Below are 22,688 nucleotides of genomic sequence, written 5' to 3' on the forward strand. Positions count from 1 at the left end.
AAGTTGGTTAATTTGATAAGTTCGAAGTCGGGTAGCCGCATTGGCTGGTTTCCCTGTCATCTTTAAGTACTTTTGCCAAAAAAATTGTACCCGTTCCATTGAATATCAGCGAACAGCTCATACATATACGCCAAAGCTTAGCAGGCATCGTTCCGGAAATTTTCCTGGCTCTCCTTTTTTGTTTCATCCTGCTCGCCGAATTGCTTTTTTTCAAAAGATTCACTCCCGCAAAATCAGCAGCTTATTTGCAAAATATAGCCCTAGCTGGATGTATTGTCACTTTCGGGCTGATTTTAGTGCAATGGAATGCTGAACCCTCTTTCAAATTCCACCCCCTGTTGTTTCTCGACCGGCAGGCAGTTTTTTTTAAGCTATTGATCGCATTTGCGTGGCTGTTTACCTTATTGCACGTCCGGATCCTCAAATACGATTTCCCGCCGGAATACAATGCGTTGCTGATCGCGGCCGTGGCCGGGATGAATTTGCTGAGTATGTCCACACATTTGCTCTCCATTTATTTGTCGCTCGAACTCATTTCGATCAGTTCTTATATTCTCGTCGCATTGTTGCCCTACCGGAAAGCTGCGGAGGGTGGTATCAAATACCTGCTTTTCGGTTCAGCCAGCTCAGCTGTCATGCTCTACGGAATTTCGTTCATCTACGGTATTACCGGTACGATGGACATTACCAGCGAGGCACTCACTGCCGGACTATCTAACAATAATGATCTGGTAGTAACGGTAACCATTGTACTGACGCTCGCCGGGCTGCTTTTCAAACTGTCGCTCGTTCCATTTCACGTCTGGACACCAGATGTTTACGAGTCCGCTCCTACCCCACTGGTCTCCTTTTTGTCTGTGGCACCTAAGGTAGCGGTTGTATTGGTATTAATGCGTCTTGCGGGAATTTTACCTGCACAATATTTCCCAATCCTGGGCGGCATCGCGCTGATCAGCATGACGATCGGGAATGTTGCTGCCTTGTGGCAAACCAATGCGCGGCGACTTCTAGCCTATTCCTCTATCGCACAGGCGGGTTACCTGCTCGTGGGAATCGCTGCTTACAGTCGTTTTGGTTTCGAGGCGGCGGTATTTTACACTGCTTCCTATTTGATTATTAACCTGGGCGCATTCCTGCTCATTGATATTTTGAAACCAAAATCCGACACCAATCTGGCTGATTATGAGGGTTTGGGTAAGACAAATATCTGGATTTCAGCAACTCTCACCGTAATAATGATCGCGCTGGCCGGGTTGCCGCCTACGGTTGGGTTTACTTCAAAAGTCTTAATATTTTCTGCGCTTTGGGAAAGTTACCACCAACAAGAATTTCCGTGGATGTTGTGGCTGCTGATCGGCGGGATATTGAATGCGGCGATTTCACTGGCATATTATCTGCGGCTCCCCTATTTACTTTTCTTTAAATCTGAAAAAGTGGGAATACAGGAACCCAATGATAATGTTCCAGGAAAAGTATTGGCAGGATTTGTATTGATCGCCGTACTCGCATTGTTCTTCAGCCCCGACTGGCTGTTGCAATGGATTAGTGCATTCTGAATTACAGTACTGGCCGGACTTTAAATCCTTGTCCGCGCAGCAGTGCGATCACACCCTGCTCACCTCCTAAATGTGCCGCGCCTACCGCAAAAAAAGTCGGCTTCTCCTCTATCATTTTCTGAATACGCGGAATCCATTTCTTATTCCGGTCAAAAAGCATGATTTCGGCATTTCCTTCCAGCCCATATTCGCTTTTCATTGTCAGGCTATATAGTTCGCTGATATTCTGAACTTTATAAAGTGCAACCAGGTTTTTAAACTCTTTTCTGGCTTTCGGAAGATCATTGACCATTGAAACAATCATTTTCGCCTGGTCCTTGTAAGGTATTGAGTCAAAAATGGCCATTTGTTCGTCAAGCGCTTCGAGCCCTACTATTTCAAGCTCCTGCTTTTTTGCCAGGTCCATCAACGCCATTTCGTAGGATTGCGGCTGACAGGCCAGGACCGCGTTGAAGAGCGGCCCCATCAAAACAAACGGTTTGGCCTTTTCAAACATCGCCAAACCAATTCCTACTGAATCTTTATAAAACTGATTGAGCTTATTGTATTCGGACTCGGTAATCAGACTTTTCAATTCGACGCCGTCTTTCATATTCATAGACTTCATCATCGTCATCATCATTCCCGGATCGTCCATATCCATTTCCAGAGCAACCTGCCCGGATCTGGATAAAGCCGATTTCAATGAATCAGTCAGCGAAAAATCCCCCGGACAGATCAAATGAATCGTACCGAAAAGGTAGGAAGGTTTCGCTTGGCCGGGTTTCGAAATTTCCCAAAGCAATGCATTTTCAGCAGGAACCTGCGCAAAACCAGCTTTTGTCCAAAAACAAAACATCAACCCAAAAATCCAAACCGAAACCCTCATCACAAAAAAAGTTAAATACAACCTTTCTCCCCTTCCCCCTTCCTCCCTTTCTCCCAAAAACCTTTATTCCTTATTACTATCCACCAAGATCCTTTCATCACGGTTCACGAGCTCCCAGGCCGTATGGAAAACCAATTTCACAATCGATGTTTGTTTGTCGAAAAGGATCTTCTCCACATCGTCACCCGGCTTGTGGTAATCTTCGTGCACGCCAGTAAAATAGAAAATCACAGGTACGCCGACTTTTGCAAAATTGTAGTGATCCGAGCGATAATAGAAGCGGTTTGGATCTTTGGGATCGTTGAAAGTGTAGTCAAGCTTAAAGTTGACATATTTTTTATTTGCCTCTTCACTGATCTCATGCAGCTTGGATGAAAGCTTATCAGAACCGATCAGATACACATATTTATGATCATCTTTATGTGCCTCATCCACGCGGCCGATCATATCTATATTCAGATCTGCAATCGTATTTTTAAGGGGGTATAAGGGGTTTTCCGAATAATATTCAGAGCCGAACAATCCCTTTTCTTCTCCGGTGACATTCAAAAACAGAATGCTTCTTCTTGGTCCCTTTCCTTCTGCTTTGGCCTTACTGAAAGCTTCGGCGATTTCGAGCAGAGACACAGTTCCCGAACCGTCATCATCAGCGCCATTATTGATTTCCCCGTTTGGAGAAATACCGATATGATCCAAATGCGCACTGATTACAAGCACTTCATCCTTTTTATCTGACCCTTCCATAAAGGCGGCCACATTCTCAGTCTCAATCGTTTCGCTCGTACGCTCAGCTTTCACAGCCACCTGGCCTGATGGATTTTTGGTCAGAGGCTTGCCTGTTTTGTCAATAGCGGCTTTGCTTTTTGCCAGCTTTGCTACCGAGGTATTCAGGATTTTCGCAGCCACATCCTGCGAAACGCCAACCGCCGCAATATTGTTCGGGTTTTCCTGAACAGGCTTCAAGGTAGGCGCATTAAATCTGCGCGCCATAACCGCCCGCTGCCGGATTTCCTTATCGAGATCATCGCCGGTTTTATCCGTGATAATAAAAACATACTTCGCTCCTTTCTCGTGAGCCGCTTTTACTTTACTCTGCCAGCCGATAGCCGCGCCCCATTTGCTCTTCTCGGAAGTTCCACTGATCAGATATTTCCCGTCGCCAGCTTTTGGCTCACCTTCGAAAATGATGACCGATTTACCTTTTACGTCCAGATCCTTGTAATCCGAATAGGCCTGATCATCAATACCATAACCAGCCAATATCACCTCCGAAGAAACTTCTTCCGGAGCGATCAGTATCCCATTTAAGTAGAAATCCTTATTGAACTCAAACTTTTCATTGCCAGCCTTCACATACACATCGCCCCAACCTCTTTTATGCAGGGTATATTTCTGTAAAAAGCTTTTAGAACCGTCAGAATCAGTTGCCGCAGGCAGCAAACCGAATTGCTTATAGTATTTCGAAACATACTCAGCAGCTTTTTTCTGTCCCGGCGAACCTGTATCGCGGCCTTCCAGACTATCGGAAGCGATAATAACGAGGTGCTTTTTAAGATCACCAGCGGTAATGCTTTCTGCATATTTAGCCGCATCGTCCTGTGCATTCGCAATTGTTGCAGCGGAAAGGAATATCCCTGCGAGCCAATTTTTATTCATATGTAAACCTCTTGTTATGTCAATTGTTACAAAGTAACTAAACCGCGGGTCGAATGCAAAACGCCGCCTCAGTGCGTGTTGTCAACGGACGCATCGTGCCTGCCCCCAGTTGGTGTTGTCACCGACTGCATTATTCCTGCCCCAGTTGGTGTTGTCACCGACTGCATCATTCCTGCCCCAGTTGGTGTTGTCACCGACTGCATCGTGCAGGGTTGTTGGTGACAACACCAACAAACGCGGAACACCAAAAAAGGTGAAAGCAATATCAACAACCGCGGAACACCAACAATGGCGCGAATTGAAAAATTCGCCGCACTTCTCTTCACCATTTGCACTTCTTGTAGTAGAAAGCCTGTTTTTCAGCTATTAACAATAATTTAATTGTAAAATACTGTTATTCAGTAGAAAAGTAGTACATTTGCACCTTATTTTGACAATACTTCAGTCAAACAAGCATAGCGGGGCCTGGTAACACATTCCAACTATCGATTTCAGGTTTCGTAAACAATTGATCTATAAAACAATGCAAGCCATTCGTAACATCGCAATCATTGCGCACGTTGACCACGGTAAAACCACATTGGTTGACAAAATCATTCACGCTTCAAAGCTCTTCAGGGACAATCAGGAGTTCGACGACCTGATTCTGGACAACAACGACCTGGAACGCGAGCGTGGAATTACAATCGTTTCTAAGAACGTATCGGTGCGTTACAAGGATGTGAAAATCAATGTAATTGATACACCAGGTCACGCAGACTTTGGTGGTGAGGTGGAACGCGTACTTAAAATGGCGGATGGCGTATTGTTGCTGGTCGATGCTTTTGAAGGCCCGATGCCACAAACCCGTTTCGTATTAGGAAAAGCGATCGATCTGGGTTTGAAGCCGATCGTAGTTGTAAACAAAGTAGATAAAGAAAACTGCCGCCCGGAAGAAGTTCAGGAAAATGTATTTGACCTGATGTTCAACCTGGGCGCTACTGAGGACCAACTTGACTTTGTTACAGTTTACGGTTCGTCAAAACAAGGCTGGATGGGCCCTGACTGGCAGAAACCAACTGATAATATTACTTACCTGCTGGATACGATCATAGAATCGATCCCTGCACCGGTTATAGACGAAGGTACCTTGCAAATGCAGATCACGTCGCTTGACTACAATGCATTCGTTGGCCGGATCGCAATTGGTCGTGTGAAACGCGGTACTATTAAAGAAGGATCGACATTGTCTCTTTGCAAAGCGGACGGTGTGATCAAAAAAGTGAAAGTAAAAGAACTTCAGACTTTTGAAGGTCTTGGAAGAGTGAAGGTTTCAGAAGTTACAGCAGGAGATATTTGTGCAGTAACCGGTATTGAAGATTTCGAAATCGGTGATACACTTGCTGATCTTGAAAATCCTGAGCCAATCGCTCGTATTGCCGTGGACGAGCCAACTATGAACATGCTCTTCACGATCAATAACTCTCCTTTCTTCGGTAAAGAAGGCAAGTTTGTAACATCACGCCACTTGCGTGACCGTTTGATGAAAGAAACGGAGAAAAACCTTGCATTGCGTGTTGAAGCAACTGATACAGAAGATAAATTCCTTGTTTTCGGACGTGGTATCCTTCACTTGTCGGTATTGATCGAAACAATGCGTCGCGAGGGATATGAGCTGCAACTAGGTCAGCCTCAAGTTCTTTTCAAAGAAGATGAAAACGGTGAGCGACTGGAACCGATCGAAACATTGGTGGTAGATGTTCCGGAAGCAACTGCTGGTAAGGTGATCGAATTGGCGACGCAGCGTAAAGGTGAATTGCTGGTTATGGAGCCAAAAGGCGATTTGCAACACCTTGAATTCCTGATCCCGTCAAGAGGTTTGATCGGATTGCGTTCTAATGTATTGACTTCAACGCAGGGTGAGGCAGTTATGACACACCGGTTCAAAGAATTCGGTACATTCCGCGGACCAATCCCAGGACGTATCAGCGGTTCTATTATTTCTAAAAACACAGGACCAGCTACTGGTTATACCATTGATAAATTGCAGGATCGCGGCCGTTTCTTCGTGGAGCCAGGTGACGAGATCTACGGTGGACAGGTTATCGGCGAGCACAACCGCCCGAACGATATCGTGGTAAACTTGCAGGAAGCGAAAAAACTGACCAACATGCGTGCATCAGGTACAGATGACGGTCTGCGTATCGCTCCGAAGATCAATTTCTCTCTGGAAGAATCGATGGAATACATCCAGAAAGATGAATATCTTGAAGTGACGCCGCAAAGCATGCGTATGCGCAAGATCTATCTGGAAGAAAACGATCGCAAGCGTTACGCTTCAAAACTGGAAATGGTCTAGCACATTTCTGAAATATTATAGTAAAAGGGGAGCGCGAAAGTGCTCCCTTTTTATTTCGTAGCAGCCTACAACCGCTCCTTCTCTTCATCCGAAGCATTGTTGTTATGTCTTCGCTTCCGGACGAATGTATCCTTTCCAAAACGATAAGTGAATGCGGCCCCGATCCGCTGTGTATCCGTTCTGTTTGTCTGAAAATTTTCTGAATTGATCAGTGCGATCGAACGGTTGTGATAAACCCAGGAATGGAAAATGTCTTCAGCAGAAATTCTGATGCTTCCTTTTCCTTCCCAAAGCTTTTTCTGGATCGATGCATTCACGCGATACATTCCACCTGTCACGGTCTGGGCAGTGAAGTCGCGGCTTGCATAATAACCGCCCAATTCCGCTGAAACCGTTTTTCCAAGTGTGAAGTAATTATTTACTTCAAGCCGGGCGATATTGGTTTTGAAATCAATAGCCGAATTGAATGCCTCGCCTTTCAGCCCGATCCTCGACAGCCGCAAAGTGGTATTGGTGTACCACCATTTGGTAAGCGAGGCCGAGACAGTTGTGTTTAGCAGTACCATAAATCCCCCGGCAACGTTACCCGGCTTATTGACGAAAACAGTATCAATGATTTGTGTGATCGGGATTAATGTGTTTTTAAATTTATTGTAACTCAAACCCATGTTCAGCCATTGTTTGCGCTGGTATTTTAATTCCAGACGACTTTGGTATTGCGGATTCAGATCCGGATTGCCTGTACTGTAAGTGTATTGATCGCGAAGGAAAAGAAATGGATTAAGTAATTGATAATTAGGCCGACTGATCCTTCTGACAGCCATTAAGCCCAAAGTATTATTTCCTTTTTCGTCTGGTTTGAAACTCAGGTATCCGCTTGGAAAAAGGCCGGTGTAATGTTTGGCAAATGTCGATCCGGTAACTGCTGCGTTGCCCAGCTGATTTCCTTCAATATTCGTATTCTCAACCCGCAATCCAAGCTGTATCCCGAACTTCTTCCAGGATTTTTGTCCGTTCAGGTATGCAGCATTGATATTTTCATTGTATTTAAAATGATTGGATTGCGTATTGTTCAATGTTTCCGCTCCATCTTCCACATCGTAATAGTTGAATACATTATCAGTTCTGATCAGACTGGATTTAAAACCGGATTCGAATCGCGCATTGTTTTTCAATGGATGTGCGTAATCTGCTTTGGCAGTATAAATATGAATGTCGGAAGGAACGCGGTATCTGAAATTTTCCTGATCGGAAAATTCACCGCCTGGCTCAAATGTCTGGTTTCTTAAAAGTTGATTTCCATTATTACCATAATTCAGGTAATTGATATCCATCGAAAGTTCTCTCCCGCCGGTATTGAATTTATGAAGCATATTAAAATTGATGCCGGTATTAGCCCGTTTATCCCCACCAATTGTACTGCCCGAACCCATTACTACCAGCTGATGCGCGGCATCATAATTTTTACTTTCGTATTCAAACACACCATCTCTTTTTGCTTTATTCAAATTGAAAATCAAACCATAGGTCGTTTTCGCAGTAGCTGCAAAGTCCAGACCGAAATTGGCATTGATACTTTTGTTTTTATAAACCTGATCATTTGTCAGATCCACACTCGAAATCAGATTTGAAGATTCATTATAAAACCTTCTGTCGAAAATATCTTCACTGTAATTTTTCTCGTAACCATAACCCAGGTTCGCAAACAGATTTACTTTTTTATGGCTGTAATTGAGGTTCAACGCACCATTGCTTCTGGCGTACCTGCCCTGGCTCATTCCCACCGAAAAACTCCCGGTAAGTCCTCCTACACGATTCTTTTTCAATTTTATATCAATTACAGCATTACCGGCCGCGTCGTATTTGGCCGAAGGATTATCAATCAGCTCGATTTTGTCAAGCAATCCTCCCGGCAGTGATTTGAGGTATGCAGCTAAATCTGCCCCCGACATATAGGTACTCCGCCCGTCAATGAGTACCAGCACACCGTTCTTTCCATTCAGGCTTATTTCACCGTTAATATTGACAGAAACGCCAGGTGTTTTTTCCAAAACTTCCAGTGTATTGCTTGTAGCGCTGCTGATCATTGATTCTACATTCACAATTGTACGGTCGATTTCCTGTTCAATGAGCGGCCTTTTCGCCTTTACAGTAACTTCCTTCAATGCGATGTCCTTTGCCGGAAGCAGAATAATTGCCGGTAACACAATGGATCGGTGCACGCTGTCAAGTGTCATCGGCAGGCTGACAAATCTTTTCTGTCCGATTGCCGATATATCCAGAAGATAGGTTCCGTTCTCCAATGCATTGATCTGAAACTGGCCACCAATGTCCGTAATCTCTCCTTTTACAAAAACCGAATCGGGCATTCTTAGTATTCGCACAGTTACGCCGGGCAAAACCTCATTGCCTGTATTTTTCACATTTCCGGAAATCGAATGGGTCGGTGACTGGGCAAACAGCCGGTTGGTAAAAAGTAAAATGATCAAAAATTTGCTTATCGTTTTCATGGCTTCAATTATTAAAGGTTGTCCTTTTATGATGAAGCAAATATTGGCAACTGGCACAAACAGGGGAAATAATAGTGTCGTAACTTCCCAAACCACTGACAGAATACGATTACAGGCTTACAAAACAATTCGAACCGCATTTCGCGGTGTTTGTCAGGAATTAAATACCGTATGCCAGTAGGATTTTAAAATAGGGACCGGGTCGTTGAGATTTACGATCTTAAAGAACTAAGCATCAAAATCAATGAATAAGCCTAAGGATCTTCAGAATCACGAGTTTCTGGTAAAAGCACCTGTCGTTGTCGTCGCCGGGCTCGTGTCCGTGCCGATATGGATTGCGATGGATTTTTTCTGCAATGCCATGCATTTCAATAACGATGAGGCACTTGCGACGGCCATTACCATCTTTTTTATGGCCGCTATTTTTGTTGGAAGATACTTTGCCGAGCTCCTCATTATTCACGTCAAAGATCTTCGCACACTTGCCATTGCAATTGCTATTGTATTGATCGCCAGCGGCATTGGTTTATTTGCGCAGCTCGCATTTCCCTTCGAAGGAGCGGCAGCACTCCACATTCTTCTTTACTGGTTTCCATTTCTGATCGGCAGTATTTCTTTGGGTATGCTAATAAAGGTTGTGAGAACGATTGGAAAAAGAGAATTGCAGGAAGCCAGGAGCCAGGCCGCACATAGTAAGAGTGAGCTGCATTTACTTCAATCCCAGTTAAGTCCCCATTTCTTGTTTAATACATTAAATAATCTGTACGGATTATCCATTACGCAGCATGAAAAAATCCCGCCTTTACTACTCAAACTCGCCGACTTACTCCGTTATTCCGTGTATGATGCCGGAGAAACATTCGTCCCGCTCAAAGATGAATTGGCTTACATTGAGAATTATATTGAATTTGAAAAGATCAGGATCGGCGAGCGGCTGGCGCTGGTGACGGACATTGAAAATATAGCGGACGCCAACATTAAAATTGCCCCGATGCTGCTCATTGTGTTTATAGAAAATGCATTCAAGCACTCGAAAAACACACCGGACGAAAAGATTTTCGTCAATATTTCCCTCAAAACCTGGAACGACCTTATCTTGTTTTCAGTAAGGAATTCTTACGGAAAATCGGAAGCAGAAAATACGATATTGGGTAAAAATAGTGGATTCGGGCTTCCGAATGTAACAAAGAGACTGGAATTACTGTACCCGAACGAGCACGAATTGACTATAAAAGCGGAAGCAGCAGATTATCAGATTGCGCTAAGGCTCAAAGCAAAGTGAAATGGAAAAAATCAAATGCATGATCGTCGACGACGAGCCTATCGCCCGGGATATCCTCAAAACATATTGCGCGCATTTACCATATCTGTCTGTCGTGGCTTCGATCGGTAATGCATTGGAAGCGAAAACCTTCTTATTTCAGCAAAATGCCGATATTCTCTTTTTGGATATCAATATGCCTGTGATCGACGGCGTCACTTTTCTAAAAACACTGAAAAACCCGCCGCAAGTAATTTTTACCACTGCCTATAAAGAATACGCACTGGATGCATTCGACCTTTCTGCCTGTGATTATCTTTTGAAACCCTTTTCCCTCGAGCGATTCATTACAGCCGTCGACAAAGCCGTAGAGCGGCTGCTGATTCCCGCGCAAGCCTCCAAACCTGCTCCTAACGATCCCAAAACGGATTTTATTTTCATAAAAACGGAGGGTAAAATCTTCAAGTTATTCTTTACTGAAATACTTTATGCCGAAGCCAGCGGCAACTACACAAAAATCGTCACATCCCGGCAGACGCTCCTTCCCGCTATGACTTTTTCCGGCTTTGAGGAACTGGTACCTAAATCCGGCTTCTCCCGCGTGCACAGGTCGTTTATCGTAAACAAATCTAAAATCGATCATATTGAGGGAAACAGGTTGCTCATCGGCCCAACCGAAATACCGATCGGCAGCAATTTTAGGGAAGCTTTTCTCAAAGACCTGGGATTACCGTCATAGGATCTGCCGATTCAAGTGGGCTAAAAATATTTCCTCTCAACGCCAATTTGTGTTATTTTAAAAAAGCTGAAAAACCTGTCATCATATTTGGATTTCTGATTGGAAGTCGATAATTCGTATCAGACAATTACACAGACAAAGAACAATCTACTTTTCGCGTTTTATTGTAGTATTTCAAGAAATTTTGGTTTTTTGTTATTATAAAAACAAATACAGTAAGTTTGTATTGTTCAATGCGAATTATTCATTAACAATCTTAAATTCAATAAGTTAACGATGTCATACATAGAACCGGCCCCCATCAAGGATAAAGAAAATCCGTTGGAGTCAATGATGCAAAGATTTGATAAAGCTGTGGACATTCTGGGAATTTCGGAAGAAATGTACCACATATTAAAAGTACCCCGCAAGCAGGTAATTGTTGGCCTGCCCGTCACCATGGATTCCGGCGAGATCAGGACTTTTGAAGGTTACCGTGTCATACACTCTACTATTTTAGGTCCCAGCAAAGGAGGCATCCGGTTTGACCCGGATGTAAATCTGGATGAAGTACGCGCGCTTGCAGCGTGGATGACGTGGAAATGTGCAGTTGTGGATATTCCCTACGGGGGTGCAAAAGGCGGCGTGGCTTGCAACCCGCGCGAAATGTCTGCCGGCGAAATTGAACGCTTAATGCGCGCCTACACAACTGCCTTACTGGACGTTTTTGGTCCTGACCAGGATATTCCGGCACCCGATATGGGAACCGGCCCCCGGGAAATGGCCTGGCTGATGGACGAATACTCCAAATCGAAAGGAATGACCGTGCCGGCAGTAGTTACCGGAAAACCGCTGGTACTCGGCGGCTCGCTCGGCAGGACAGAAGCTACCGGCCGGGGTGTTATGGTATCGGCGCTGGCAGGTATGGAAAAGCTGCGTATCAATCCTTACCGGGCTACCGCGGCAGTTCAGGGGTTTGGCAATGTGGGATCACATGCTGCATTACTCCTCCGTGACCGTGGCGTCGCGATTCACGCAGTAAGCGATATTTCCGGCGCATATTATAATGACAAAGGTATTGATATGGCAGCCGCTGTCGCTTACCGTGACGCCAATAGAGGGTCTCTGGAAGGATTTTCAGGTGCCGAACTAATACCTGGCGATGACCTGCTTACTTTACCGGTAGATGTACTTGTGCCAGCAGCCAAGGAAGATGTTATCACCCGCAAAAATGTATCCGGCATTCAGGCTAAGATGATCGTAGAAGGCGCCAACGGCCCCACTTCGTCCAAAGCCGACGATATTATCAATGAAAAAGGCATCATGGTAGTCCCTGATATCCTCGCCAATGCAGGCGGTGTGACGGTTTCCTATTTTGAATGGGTACAGAACCGGATCGGCTACAAGTGGACACTGGAAAGGATCAACCGCCGCACAGACCGGATCATGAAAGATTCGTTCGACAAAGTATATGAAGTCTCACAAAAACATAAAGTATCCCTCCGCATCGCTGCCTACATCGTAGCGATCGACAAAGTTTCGAGTACTTATAAGTTTAGGGGAGGGTACTAAGGGTTATGGTGGAATTGCGTCGAAGTTGGTCGATGTTGTTCGGGATGGTTTGAAATTGTTGGGTGTGGTTTGGGGTTGATCGAAATTGTTGGATATAGTTAGAAATTGTTGGCGTGGGTCATTTTGAATGGTTGTTCAAGAAAATACATCTCAAACTAATTTACTTATCACCATACCGATCAACCCCAAACCATCCCCAACAACGTCGAACAACATCGACCAACTCCGAACCAAAACCAACATTACCCCCACATTAACAAATCCCAACGCACCCTGCAAATGCTGCTTTATAAAGGACAGAAATGTTAACTTTATGGCAACAATGCATGAAGTATGTCACTAAGTCCGCGTTTTATTGCCGTTATACTCGCATTCCTTATTTCCCTCATCACCACCACTTTTCTGGCTTTTGTAGACGGGGTATCAAAAGGAATGCTTTTTGTGGTTTCAATCTCCGCTTTTATATCCTCATTTTTTTTGGTCCTGTACACGGTTGACATCCTGGTTTTCCGTGAGGTTAACAAAATGTACCGCACGATCCACAAGCTCAAAATGCGGGATTTTCAAATGACGCCGCGAAAAAAGCTTATCCAGGAATCCAATCCGTTGAAGACGATCAATGATGAAATCTTTGTGTATGTTACTAAAAAGCAAAAAGAGATCGACGAGCTGAAAAAGCTCGAATTGTTCAGACGAGAATTTCTGGCCGACGTTTCCCACGAATTTAAAACGCCCATTTTTGCTGCCCAGGGATTTATCCACACACTGCTCGACGGCGCTATGGAAGACGACAAAGTCCGGGAACGTTTTCTTCGGAAGGCCGCAAATAACCTTGATAGCCTTGATGTTCTGGTCAAAGACCTGCTCGTGCTGTCTCAGATGGAAACGGGGGACATCAAAATGACACTTGCCCCAATTGATATTCGCTCGATGTCCCTAGATATATTCAGCAGGCTGGAGAATATCGCAAAGGCCCGCAATGTAACATTCAAGGTGAAACCCGACGATCTGTCCGAAGTGTGGGTAATGGCCGATGCCGACCGCATGGAACAGGTAATGCTCAACCTGATCGAAAATGCAATCAAATACGGCAATGAGGGCGGCAAAGTGACCGTACATTTCAGCGAAGGAAAAAAATACATAGAAGTGGCGGTGAGAGATACCGGTCCAGGTATTCCACATGAGCATTTGAACCGTATATTTGAGCGTTTCTACCGGGTAGACAAAAGCAGGAGCAAAGATATCGGCGGCACCGGACTTGGGCTGGCGATTGTAAAGCACATCCTGAATGCGCATGATACCAAGATTGCGGTCATGTCAAAACCGGATAAAGGGACTACATTCTCTTTTAAGCTCGAAAAAGCCTTCGGAAGCGCACAGGCAGAACAGGGCGAAGAAGATTTTGTGACACAGGTGAATTCGTAACCATTTTAAAATCTATAAAACCATCTTCCATGTTTGTACATAATGTCTTTTTTTGGTTGAAAGAAAAGGATAATGCGGAAGCCCGCGAGCAGCTGCTGGCTGGAATCAAATCCCTTGAAGCCATTGAATCGATTGAAAGCGTTTACATAGGTACCCCCGCAGCTACGCGCCGCCCGGTGATCGACGCCACTTATGATTTTGCCGAAATACTGATTTTTGCAGATGAAGCAGCACACGACGTTTACCAGGTTCACCCACTTCATAAAAAGTTTGTCGAAGACTGCGCACATCTTTGGGAGAAGGTCGTGATCTACGATGTAGAAGCATAATTCGCTTGCTAATATTTGTTAACAAGTTATCCACATCACAACTGTGGATAACCTGTTAACAACTCTACAAAACCGCTATTTACAACCATTTAAACCACGTTTACAACTTATCCACTCTGTGGATAAGTCAACTTCCTCCCTTACTTCATCCTCCTTTCTCCCCTCAAAAAGGCACTATTACAGCCCGAAAATCGTTTTTAAAGTATCAACAAAATGAATTCAGGCCATGAAAGCAAATAGATTCCTGCTGCCTTTGATCGTAACGGTTATTGCAGCAATCGGTATTTCTTCCTGTACTTACAGAGCCTCATATAATCCTGGTTATGATTACGGATACAGGCACGGTTACGGTTACAGGCCTTATTATTACGCCCCGCGACCACCACATGTAGTAGTTGTGAAGCCGGCACCAAGAAGGGTGATCCACGCCAACCGATATCGCCCGAGCCGTCAGGACAACAGGCATTACAGGCAACAATATAACCGCGGCAACCATTATGGCAACCGCCAGCACAGACGCGGACCAAAATAATTATTCACCATACCTTTTGCCAGAACCGGCGGTCAGTAAATCTGGCTGCCGGTTTTATTTTGGTGATTTTCCTCATTTCCTTGCTTAGTTAGCGTGTCGGGTGTTTGTTTGCAGAATAAAATACTGCAACTGACCAATTCGCCAAATGCTGGCAATTTCTATCGTTATTTACTTGCTGGCCAATCTCGGGGTCGGACTCTGGTCATCGTCCCGGATTTCGTCTACTCAGGATTTTGTGCTGGCTGGAAGGAAACTACCGCTTATTCTGGCCGCTTCCGCGAGTTTTGCAACCTGGTTTGGCTCCGAAACCATTCTAGGGGCACCTACCGAATTTGTTGAAAAAGGACTCCTGGGTGTGATTGAAGATCCTTTCGGTGCGGCACTATGTCTGCTTTTGGTAGGGCTTTTCTTTGCGAGGAAATTTTACAAAATGAACATCATCACGTTTTGTGACTTTTTCAGGATCAGGTACGGGCGGCAGGCAGAGCTTCTTTCTGCAATACTGATCATTCCTTCCTATTTCAGTTGGATCGCTGCGCAGTTACTTGCAATGGGCATTGTGCTGAAAGTAGTGCTGGGCTGGTCGCTGGCAGCTTGTATCCTCAGCAGCTCGGTCGTCGTGATCCTTTACACGATCTGGGGAGGAATGTGGTCCATTTCCATTACCGACTTCGTTCAAACTTTAATGATCATTATCGGTCTGGTGATCGTATCAGTCAGTCTTTACCAGGATGTGGGCGGTTTTCAGCCATTGATCGACAAAGCCCCGCCAGGCTTTTTCCGTTTTTTTCCCGATTTTACCTTCAAAGCCTCTGTTGAATATTTTGCAGCCTGGATCACGATCGGGCTGGGATCAATTCCGCAGCAGGATGTATTTCAAAGGGTTATGTCCGCCAAATCCGCCAAAGTTTCGGTGCAGGCTAGCCTTTTGTCTTCGCTCATGTATCTGACAGTCGCATTACTTCCGCTATTTATCGGCCTGTGCGGCCAATATCTTTATCCTCAACCCAAAGAAGACGGCCAAATGATCATTCCGAATATGATCCTGCAACACATGGGACTACCCTTGCAGATCCTCTTTTTCGGCGCGCTGGTTTCGGCCATATTGAGCACGACCAGCAGCGCAGTAATGGCGCCCGCAGTCGTTTTCGGGGAGAATATTGTTAAATTTTTTAATCCAAAACTCGACGACCGGCAGTTACTGCGCATTATCCGCGCCAGTATTATCGTGATCACCGGCACCTGCATTATCATGGCGCTCACCCGCGAGAGTATCTTTGATCTCGTTGCCGAGTCGTCTGCATTCAGTCTGGTATCGCTTTTTGTTCCGCTCGCTGCGGGCGTTTACTGGAAAGCGACAAATCAGCTGGGCTGCATTTTTTCCATGGTTTTCGGACTGGTAGTCTGGATCGCCTGTTCGTTTTTTAATACCGAATACCCTCCGCTGATCTACGGTTTACTGGCCAGCTTGGGAGGAATGATCCTGGGCATAATCCTCGCGAGACGCTACCCAGGACTTTCCGATATCGGGGTTAAATGATAAATTTCGCTACGCCTCCGTCCACTTTTAATGCAGAACCATTAGTTGCGGAAGACAGCGGGCTCGCCACATAAGTCACGAGGTTCGCAATTTCCTCTACCGACGAAAATCTTTGCAGCAGGGAAGTCGGGCGGGCGGTTTTGAAAAAATCTTTCTCGGCCTCTTCCGGTGACATATTATTACCTGCGGCCAGCTGTTTTACAAATTCAGCCACACCTTCCGACCTGGTTGGCCCGGGCATTACCGTATTGACAGTCACATTAGTACCCTTGGTCAGCTCGGCCAAACCTCGGCTTACACCCAGCTGGGCGGTTTTGGTGGTACCGTAATGGATCATTTCCTCCGGGATATTGACAGCGGATTCACTCGAAATAAAAATAATGCGGCCCCAGTTCTTCGCGATCATTTTAGGAAAAAAGTAGCGTGAAAGCCTTACGCCGCTCATTACATTCACTTCAAAAAATTTAAACCATTCGTCATCAGTTATTTCTATAAATGGTTTTGGCTCAAAAATTCCTGCGTTATTGATCAGAATATCGATTTCGGGCAGCTTTTCAGTTAATGCATTTACTTCATTCACTTTTGAAAAATCCGCTGCGATGCCCGAGATATCAGCTCCGGAAACATCCTGCTGCAATTTTCTCACCACTTCATCCACCTTATCCTGAGATCTTCCGTTGATGATCACCGTGGCACCTTCTCTGGCCAGGTTCTGAGCGATAGCAAGACCAATTCCCTGCGTAGATCCGCTGATGAACGCTGTCTTTCCTTTTAGTTGCAAATCCATAATTTTTTATTATTATTCAAATAAAATACCCTTCAAACCGGCAGTTGCATATTAACTACAACCAGAAGGTGATCTGATAACAAGTCAATCCTCGAAAACGTCCAAATGAAGAATCTTTATCTGTGCCTTTTTCTGTTGATTTCAAATTTAGCCTTTGCCCAAAGTCCGCGCATACTGATTGTAACTGCCCACCCGGACGATGAAACCATGTTCCCGGTCACAATATTCAAGGCGACGCGCGAGTTGAAAGGCTCCGCTGATCTTGCATTGATCACAGATGCATCGGGAGGCTACAACGGATTGGTGGCATCTAGTTATTACGGATTGAATATGGTCGACTCGGCTACAGGCAGAAAGCATTTACCCTTGATCCGGAAAAAAGAAATCATGGCCTCGGGTGAAATCATGGGAATCGGGAACTTCTTCTTTTTTGACCAGCTGGATGATTACTATAACCGGGACGAAAAGCCTTATCTCGCGGGTAAGAACTGGGACATCAAATACATTGAAACCCGCCTCGACCAGATTCTGCGCAAAGGAAATTATGACTTCATATTTTGCCTGATCCCCCACGACGGCCAGCACGCGCACCATAAAACGGCGTCAATCAGCGCGATACGGGCAGTGCAGCGGTTTGCAGGAGCAAAGAAACCGGTTGTATTGGGCGGGCAATCGCAAAACAAAGGGTCTTCGTTTAAATTCGCAGGATTGATTGGCTATCCCGAAACCAACATTCTTGCCTCGGCACCGGTTTTTGAATTTGACCGTTCTGCCAGTTTCGGAGAGGATAACAAGCACAGCTACATGATTGTAGCGGATTGGGTGAAGGCAGCGCACAAGTCGCAGAGCGGTGATATGAACCAGGCTATGCACCGGGGCGACCTGGAAACGTTCTGGTATTTCGAGATCAATGGAGAGGCGGGATTGAATAAAACGAAAGAGTTTTTTGAAAAGATCAATCAGGCAGGCTTTTCCAAAAAGTAAGCAGCAATTAAAGTGGTTTTAGGACCATAAACAAAGAACTGCCAAAAGGCGCACCGGGCAGCAGCGCAGCTTCCATTTTCGTGATGGCACGGAGTATAGTGTTGATCAGGTTACCCGGGTATTTTACATCGGAATCCACTTCGCTGATATTCACCGCGCTACGGCGGATCTGGTACTTCTGCCACTGCCTGACCAGCAGAATAGGCAGTGATAACAAGAATGGCCAGTAGCTGTTGTATTGAATTTTAAGGCCGGCTGCGGCACTGTACGTCTTAAAATCGGCAATCGTAAATCTTCGCTGGCTTCCTACTGCCAGATCATGCGTGCCAGAAAACGCTTCAAAAGCGTGAATATTGATGATAATAATGCCATTGTTATTCAACCGGCTTTTAAAATCCTGCAATGCATGGATGATTTTCTGATCACTTAAAAAGTACAGTGCATCGTTGCAGCTGATCACATCGAATTTCCTGCCGGGCAAATACAATTCCATATCTTTGAGGTCGCCAAACGTGACATTCAGTTTCCGCTCATTTGCAAAATCAATCGCGTGCTGTGAGTAGTCGAAGCCTGTGACATTATCGTATCCATTTTGTCTCAGATAAGATAACAAACCGCCCGTTCCGCAAGCTGCGTCCAGAATAGCCAGACCAGTGTTATCTGCTCCAAAATGCCGCTTAACCTGCTCCAAAACACGCGCATGCAGGATTTGGTACCACCAGAGCTGCTGCTCTACTTCAAACATGCGCTGATATTCCAGTCTGTTGTCGATCATACAGGCTCCCCGCTATTGTATTTAATCACATATTGCGGCTGACCGCTTTGTGCCATAAAACTCTTGCCGATATATTCTCCCAATACGCTCAACAATGTGCATTGTATTCCTCCTATAAATATAAAAGTAGCTGTAACCACTTGCCAGCCCTTTGGGTCCGGGCCGATCAGCCATTGAATTGTAAGGAACAACAGCAGAAGAGAGCCCAGCGTAAACAAACCGACCCCAATCGGCATGAATAGCCGGATCGGCAGAGAGGAATAGCAAAAAAGTATATTGAGGAAAAGCGAGACCAGTTTTTGCCAGGTATAATTTGAGATCCCTTCTTCACGCTTCAAATGTGCAACCTGCACTGTCCCGATATTTTTTGTAATTCTGAAGATCAGCCCGTCAATGTAAGGATAGGGGCCCTGGTATTTAATAATTTCCTGAACTACTTCCTTACGTATCAGCTTGAAGCTCGATAGATAGAGATCTTTCGGTTTGTTGAGTAAATAGCTCGTCAACCAATTCACCAGCTTGCTGCCCAGGTTACGCCCTACCGAATGCTGTTTTTTTGAATAATAGGTATATACCACATCGTACTGCCCGTTCTCTGCGGTTTCAACCAGTTTTAGGATTTCTTCGGGAGGATTCTGAAAGTCGTCGTCGATCATGACACTATAATCACCGAAAGCCCAGTTCAAACCGCACATAACAGCATTAAATTCTCCGTAATTCCGGCGCAGCGAGATAAAGCGCACATTCGAATAAATCTTCGACAGTTGCATGCACACCTCCTCGGATTTGTCGCGGCTGCAATCGTTAACAAGGATAATTTCAAATGTTATTTCAGATAAGGTACCCTGCAGTTTTTCAACCAAAGGACTGATCGTCTTCTCGCTGTTGTAAACCGGTATGATGACTGACAACTTCATACTCACGAGTCGAATTGATTGATGGTTTCAATGATGTAAGCAACCTCTTCGTCGCTCATCACCGGATTCAGCGGCAAACTGATGACTTCTTCATGAATTTGCTCGGTTACCGGCAGGATGAGCTGAGCCATCGACTTGTAAGCCAGCTGTTTATGGACAGGCAGCGGGTAATGAACGTTTGTCTGTATACTTTTGCTTTCAAGATACGAAATCAGGCGTTGGCGCTCGGGGTGCCGCACTACGAAAAGGTGCCAGGAATCTTCCTGCACCCGGTCGGCTGGCGGTAAAATCAGTTGCGACAGCTTTATTTCATCCAAATACCTCCCGGCGATTTCCCGCCTACGTTCATTTTCCTTATCCAGATAAGGCAGTTTGACATTCAGGATAGCCGCCTGAATTTCGTCCAGCCTGCTGTTAACACCCTGGTATTCATTTTTATATCGTTGCTGGGATCCATAGTTTCGGAGGTATCTGATCTTCTTTGCGAGGGTTTCATCGGAAGTTGTCACCGCACCAGCGTCGCCGAGTGCACCCAGATTTTTGGTGGGATAAAAGCTGAAAGCCGTCGCATGCGCAATTGAGCCTACCTTTTTTCCCTGATATTTGGTACCGTGCGCCTGGGCTGCGTCAGTTACTATTTTCAGGTCATATGTTTCAGCGAGCGCTGAGATCGCATCCATTTCGCAGCTTCTTCCATAAAGATCAACCGTTAATATTGCCCGGGTTTTAGTAGTAATATGCGCTTCGACCAGCGACGCATCAAGCAACATGGTGTAAGGATCTGGTTCAACCAGCACGGGTGTCAAATGCAGAAAGCTAAGCGGCAATACGGACGCAATATAAGTATTGGCAGGAACAATGACTTCGGACCCGGGAGGAAAATCCATTGCTTTAAAAATCAGCGTAATGGCGTCCAAACCATTGGCAACTCCTACACAATGTCCAACCTGACAATAATTGGCAAAAGCGCGTTCAAAGGCTGCAAGCTCTTCACCCAGAATATACCATCCTGAACGGATAACCCGCAAGGAAGCAGCTTCAATTGCATCGAGGTATGGAGCGTTGACAAGGTTTAAATCCAGAAAAGGAATCATTGAATCAGAAGCTGGCTCAGCATATAAGGTTCGTCGATATAATCGGCTTTATCATAATATTCATTTGACAAAACCAGTAACATCGCGTCGGAAGAAAACATATCCATCGTATGCCAATCTTTGGGTTCAAGAATAAGGCAAGAGTCGGGGCTATTGAGAGTAAAATATTCCTCTCTTTCACCATCATTGGAGTAAACCCGGCAACTTCCATGAAGGCATATCAATGCATTCCAGGCTTTATGATGCCGATGCCCGCCTCTCGGCGCATCACCGGTACCGTAGATATAAAAAACACGCTTTATCGTCCCGGGAATGATCTTTTCAAATACCGTCAGGTTGCCTGAGTCGGTATTGAACGTATTCAAAGTAATTAGTGATGGCATAGGGAAATCTTCTGTTAGTACCTCTTTAACACCCAATTAACAAACCGACTGAGAATTCAGAGTTCTTCTCAAAATACAAATAAAAGAATCAGATTTAAAAGCCAATTACCGAAAGGCTATTGTTAATTATTTTATTATCAGCATATTGAAAAATAAACTTTATAAAAGGATAATCTGCGCGATCCATCTCCAGGGACTAACGGACAACCTGTCCCTATTTAAAAAAATGCCAGCCCGCAAAATGATCGATATACATCAACATTTTGACTGGTAAAGGTTCCAGCCAGAGAATTCTATTGTAACCCATATAAAAAACTTGCAAATGGATAACGCAGACTACCGCGGTAAAAAACAGGATCTGCCGGATTGTCGGAAGCGAGGTCGTTTTTACTAGTATATGGAGAGATAATAAGATAAACGGGAATCCATAAGCCAGCGCCCGGTCCAGATCGTGCACATATATTCCCGTCGCTGTCAATACGATAAAACCGACTAGTAATGCCAGTACCAGCCAGTATCGTTTTGTAAGCCAAAGAACCAGAAAAGCAGCCAGAATGATCAGCCAGATCCCTTCAAAAGTGGCCCAAATGCTACTACCCAGCCCATTCCGGTGCGCATTTGCGAATAGTACAGGAGTTCCTATTGTTGAGTAACTATGGTTTGGGAAATATTTGCCCTGCACATAAATACGAATTCCAAAGTAAATGATCCAGGCTACCCAGACGACCAGGCATTCTTTCACAAAAAACCGCCTGAAAATACCCGAAAAACTGAAATCATTTTTTTCATAGGCTTTAGTAACCATCCACCAGAGCATTAAATACCCTCCCGCGATTACCGCTCTTTCATCAGTAAAAAAAGCAACCTGCAAGAAAAGGAATATATGAATTGGGTTACTGCTTAACAATGCGGCGAGCAGAAAGAAATAGGCAAAACCGTCACCATATCCATGCACATCCGCAAATGTCCAGACACTCACGAAGGTATTTGCTACCGACAATATCACCAGCGCAGCTACCGCTTTATCCTCGCAAAGTGAGTAAACGTAGTTGCCGATCCGCTTCAAAAACACGATTCCGGCAATGGCCTGAGCGAACAGGATGATGAGAATGTTGCCGTTCGTAAGAAAAGAAAACAATGGCAGTGTCCAGCGAAAAATCATATTCTCGCGCCGGACATCATAATCCATGTCCTTCGGATGAAAAAGGTCCTGGGCCTGGTTATGAATAAAAACCCAGGCGTCCAGCTTTACTCCTCCCGGTCGAAAGTGGTCGATCAAAAGCGTATAGGGCGGAAATGCGAGAAACAGCGCGATGGCAACGGAAACCAGCGTGGCCTTCCAAAGCCAGTTGCCGCCAGATAACCTGAGTTCAATCCAGGAAAAAAATGACCTGTAGAAATTCTCTAATATCATTAGGGGGTAATATGTGTATAATACCAAAG

20 protein-coding genes are annotated in these 22,688 nt (G+C 45.0%); 10 read left to right on the forward strand and 10 right to left on the reverse strand.

The window, feature by feature from the left end:
• Positions 1 to 98 precede the first annotated feature (98 nt).
• Complete coding sequence (locus tag FXO21_RS08075) at positions 99 to 1,556, forward strand: NADH-quinone oxidoreductase subunit N (RefSeq protein ID WP_149639613.1); 1,458 nt, start codon at positions 99 to 101, stop codon at positions 1,554 to 1,556.
• Between the two features lies 1 nt (position 1,557).
• Here FXO21_RS08075 and FXO21_RS08080 read toward each other — a convergent pair whose 3' ends face one another.
• From FXO21_RS08080 to FXO21_RS28730, 3 genes are all read right to left on the reverse strand, one after another.
• A complete protein-coding gene (locus tag FXO21_RS08080) occupies positions 1,558 to 2,424 on the reverse strand; it encodes a TraB/GumN family protein (RefSeq protein WP_149639614.1) in 867 nt (288 codons plus the stop codon).
• Between the two features lie 63 nt (positions 2,425 to 2,487).
• A complete protein-coding gene (locus FXO21_RS08085; RefSeq protein ID WP_149639615.1) occupies positions 2,488 to 4,080 on the reverse strand; it encodes a M28 family peptidase in 1,593 nt (530 codons plus the stop codon).
• An 81-nt stretch (positions 4,081 to 4,161) separates the two neighbouring features.
• Positions 4,162 to 4,305: a hypothetical protein gene (locus FXO21_RS28730; RefSeq protein ID WP_192579189.1), complete on the reverse strand. Its 144-nt coding sequence runs from the start codon at positions 4,303 to 4,305 to the stop codon at positions 4,162 to 4,164.
• 298 nt (positions 4,306 to 4,603) lie between these two features.
• Here FXO21_RS28730 and typA point away from each other — a divergent pair, with 298 nt between their 5' ends.
• Positions 4,604 to 6,418, forward strand: a complete 1,815-nt coding sequence (gene typA / locus FXO21_RS08090) for a translational GTPase TypA (RefSeq protein ID WP_149639616.1) — start codon at positions 4,604 to 4,606, stop codon at positions 6,416 to 6,418.
• 65 nt (positions 6,419 to 6,483) lie between these two features.
• Here the strand turns inward: typA and FXO21_RS08095 are convergent, their stop codons facing one another.
• Positions 6,484 to 8,928 (reverse strand): outer membrane beta-barrel protein, encoded by a 2,445-nt coding sequence (locus tag FXO21_RS08095; RefSeq protein WP_149639617.1) that lies wholly within the window; start codon positions 8,926 to 8,928, stop codon positions 6,484 to 6,486.
• A gap of 244 nt (positions 8,929 to 9,172) precedes the next feature.
• Between FXO21_RS08095 and FXO21_RS08100 the strand changes: the two genes are divergently transcribed.
• The 7 genes from FXO21_RS08100 to FXO21_RS08130 all read left to right on the forward strand — a co-directional run bounded on the left by FXO21_RS08100 (position 9,173) and on the right by FXO21_RS08130 (position 16,305).
• Complete coding sequence (locus FXO21_RS08100; protein WP_149639618.1) at positions 9,173 to 10,210, forward strand: sensor histidine kinase; 1,038 nt, start codon at positions 9,173 to 9,175, stop codon at positions 10,208 to 10,210.
• 1 nt (position 10,211) lies between these two features.
• Positions 10,212 to 10,928 (forward strand): LytR/AlgR family response regulator transcription factor, encoded by a 717-nt coding sequence (locus FXO21_RS08105; RefSeq protein ID WP_149639619.1) that lies wholly within the window; start codon positions 10,212 to 10,214, stop codon positions 10,926 to 10,928.
• A 276-nt stretch (positions 10,929 to 11,204) separates the two neighbouring features.
• Positions 11,205 to 12,479 carry a Glu/Leu/Phe/Val family dehydrogenase gene (locus FXO21_RS08110; RefSeq protein WP_149639620.1) on the forward strand — a complete coding sequence of 425 codons (1,275 nt, stop codon included), beginning with the start codon at positions 11,205 to 11,207 and terminating at the stop codon, positions 12,477 to 12,479.
• A 333-nt stretch (positions 12,480 to 12,812) separates the two neighbouring features.
• The gene (locus tag FXO21_RS08115; protein WP_149639621.1) at positions 12,813 to 13,904 is read left to right on the forward strand and encodes a sensor histidine kinase; all 1,092 of its coding nucleotides are present in this window, start codon (positions 12,813 to 12,815) and stop codon (positions 13,902 to 13,904) included.
• A 29-nt stretch (positions 13,905 to 13,933) separates the two neighbouring features.
• Positions 13,934 to 14,233: a Dabb family protein gene (locus FXO21_RS08120; protein ID WP_149639622.1), complete on the forward strand. Its 300-nt coding sequence runs from the start codon at positions 13,934 to 13,936 to the stop codon at positions 14,231 to 14,233.
• A 226-nt stretch (positions 14,234 to 14,459) separates the two neighbouring features.
• Positions 14,460 to 14,765: a DUF3300 domain-containing protein gene (locus FXO21_RS08125; RefSeq protein WP_149639623.1), complete on the forward strand. Its 306-nt coding sequence runs from the start codon at positions 14,460 to 14,462 to the stop codon at positions 14,763 to 14,765.
• A 145-nt stretch (positions 14,766 to 14,910) separates the two neighbouring features.
• Positions 14,911 to 16,305, forward strand: coding sequence for a sodium:solute symporter family protein (locus FXO21_RS08130; RefSeq protein WP_149639624.1), 1,395 nt, complete (start codon positions 14,911 to 14,913; stop codon positions 16,303 to 16,305).
• Here FXO21_RS08130 and FXO21_RS08135 read toward each other — a convergent pair.
• Complete coding sequence (locus FXO21_RS08135; protein ID WP_149639625.1) at positions 16,298 to 17,092, reverse strand: SDR family NAD(P)-dependent oxidoreductase; 795 nt, start codon at positions 17,090 to 17,092, stop codon at positions 16,298 to 16,300. The two genes, FXO21_RS08130 and FXO21_RS08135, sit on opposite strands and share 8 nt — an antisense overlap.
• A gap of 105 nt (positions 17,093 to 17,197) precedes the next feature.
• Here FXO21_RS08135 and FXO21_RS08140 point away from each other — a divergent pair, with 105 nt between their 5' ends.
• Positions 17,198 to 18,076 carry a PIG-L family deacetylase gene (locus tag FXO21_RS08140; RefSeq protein WP_149639626.1) on the forward strand — a complete coding sequence of 293 codons (879 nt, stop codon included), beginning with the start codon at positions 17,198 to 17,200 and terminating at the stop codon, positions 18,074 to 18,076.
• Between the two features lie 7 nt (positions 18,077 to 18,083).
• On the opposite strand, the gene FXO21_RS08145 is transcribed toward FXO21_RS08140, so the two are convergent.
• From FXO21_RS08145 to FXO21_RS08165, 5 genes are all read right to left on the reverse strand, one after another.
• Positions 18,084 to 18,851 (reverse strand): class I SAM-dependent methyltransferase, encoded by a 768-nt coding sequence (locus tag FXO21_RS08145; protein ID WP_149639627.1) that lies wholly within the window; start codon positions 18,849 to 18,851, stop codon positions 18,084 to 18,086.
• Complete coding sequence (locus FXO21_RS08150) at positions 18,848 to 19,768, reverse strand: glycosyltransferase family 2 protein (protein WP_149639628.1); 921 nt, start codon at positions 19,766 to 19,768, stop codon at positions 18,848 to 18,850. The genes FXO21_RS08145 and FXO21_RS08150 overlap by 4 nt, the downstream gene beginning before the upstream one ends.
• A gap of 2 nt (positions 19,769 to 19,770) precedes the next feature.
• Positions 19,771 to 20,862, reverse strand: coding sequence for a DegT/DnrJ/EryC1/StrS family aminotransferase (locus FXO21_RS08155; protein WP_149639629.1), 1,092 nt, complete (start codon positions 20,860 to 20,862; stop codon positions 19,771 to 19,773).
• Positions 20,859 to 21,245 (reverse strand): sugar 3,4-ketoisomerase, encoded by a 387-nt coding sequence (locus FXO21_RS08160; protein ID WP_149639630.1) that lies wholly within the window; start codon positions 21,243 to 21,245, stop codon positions 20,859 to 20,861. The genes FXO21_RS08155 and FXO21_RS08160 overlap by 4 nt, the downstream gene beginning before the upstream one ends.
• A 214-nt stretch (positions 21,246 to 21,459) precedes the next feature.
• Positions 21,460 to 22,659, reverse strand: a complete 1,200-nt coding sequence (locus tag FXO21_RS08165; RefSeq protein WP_149639631.1) for a hypothetical protein — start codon at positions 22,657 to 22,659, stop codon at positions 21,460 to 21,462.
• Positions 22,660 to 22,688 lie beyond the last annotated feature (29 nt).

The organism is Dyadobacter sp. UC 10 (assembly GCF_008369915.1).
Lineage (GTDB): Bacteria > Bacteroidota > Bacteroidia > Cytophagales > Spirosomataceae > Dyadobacter.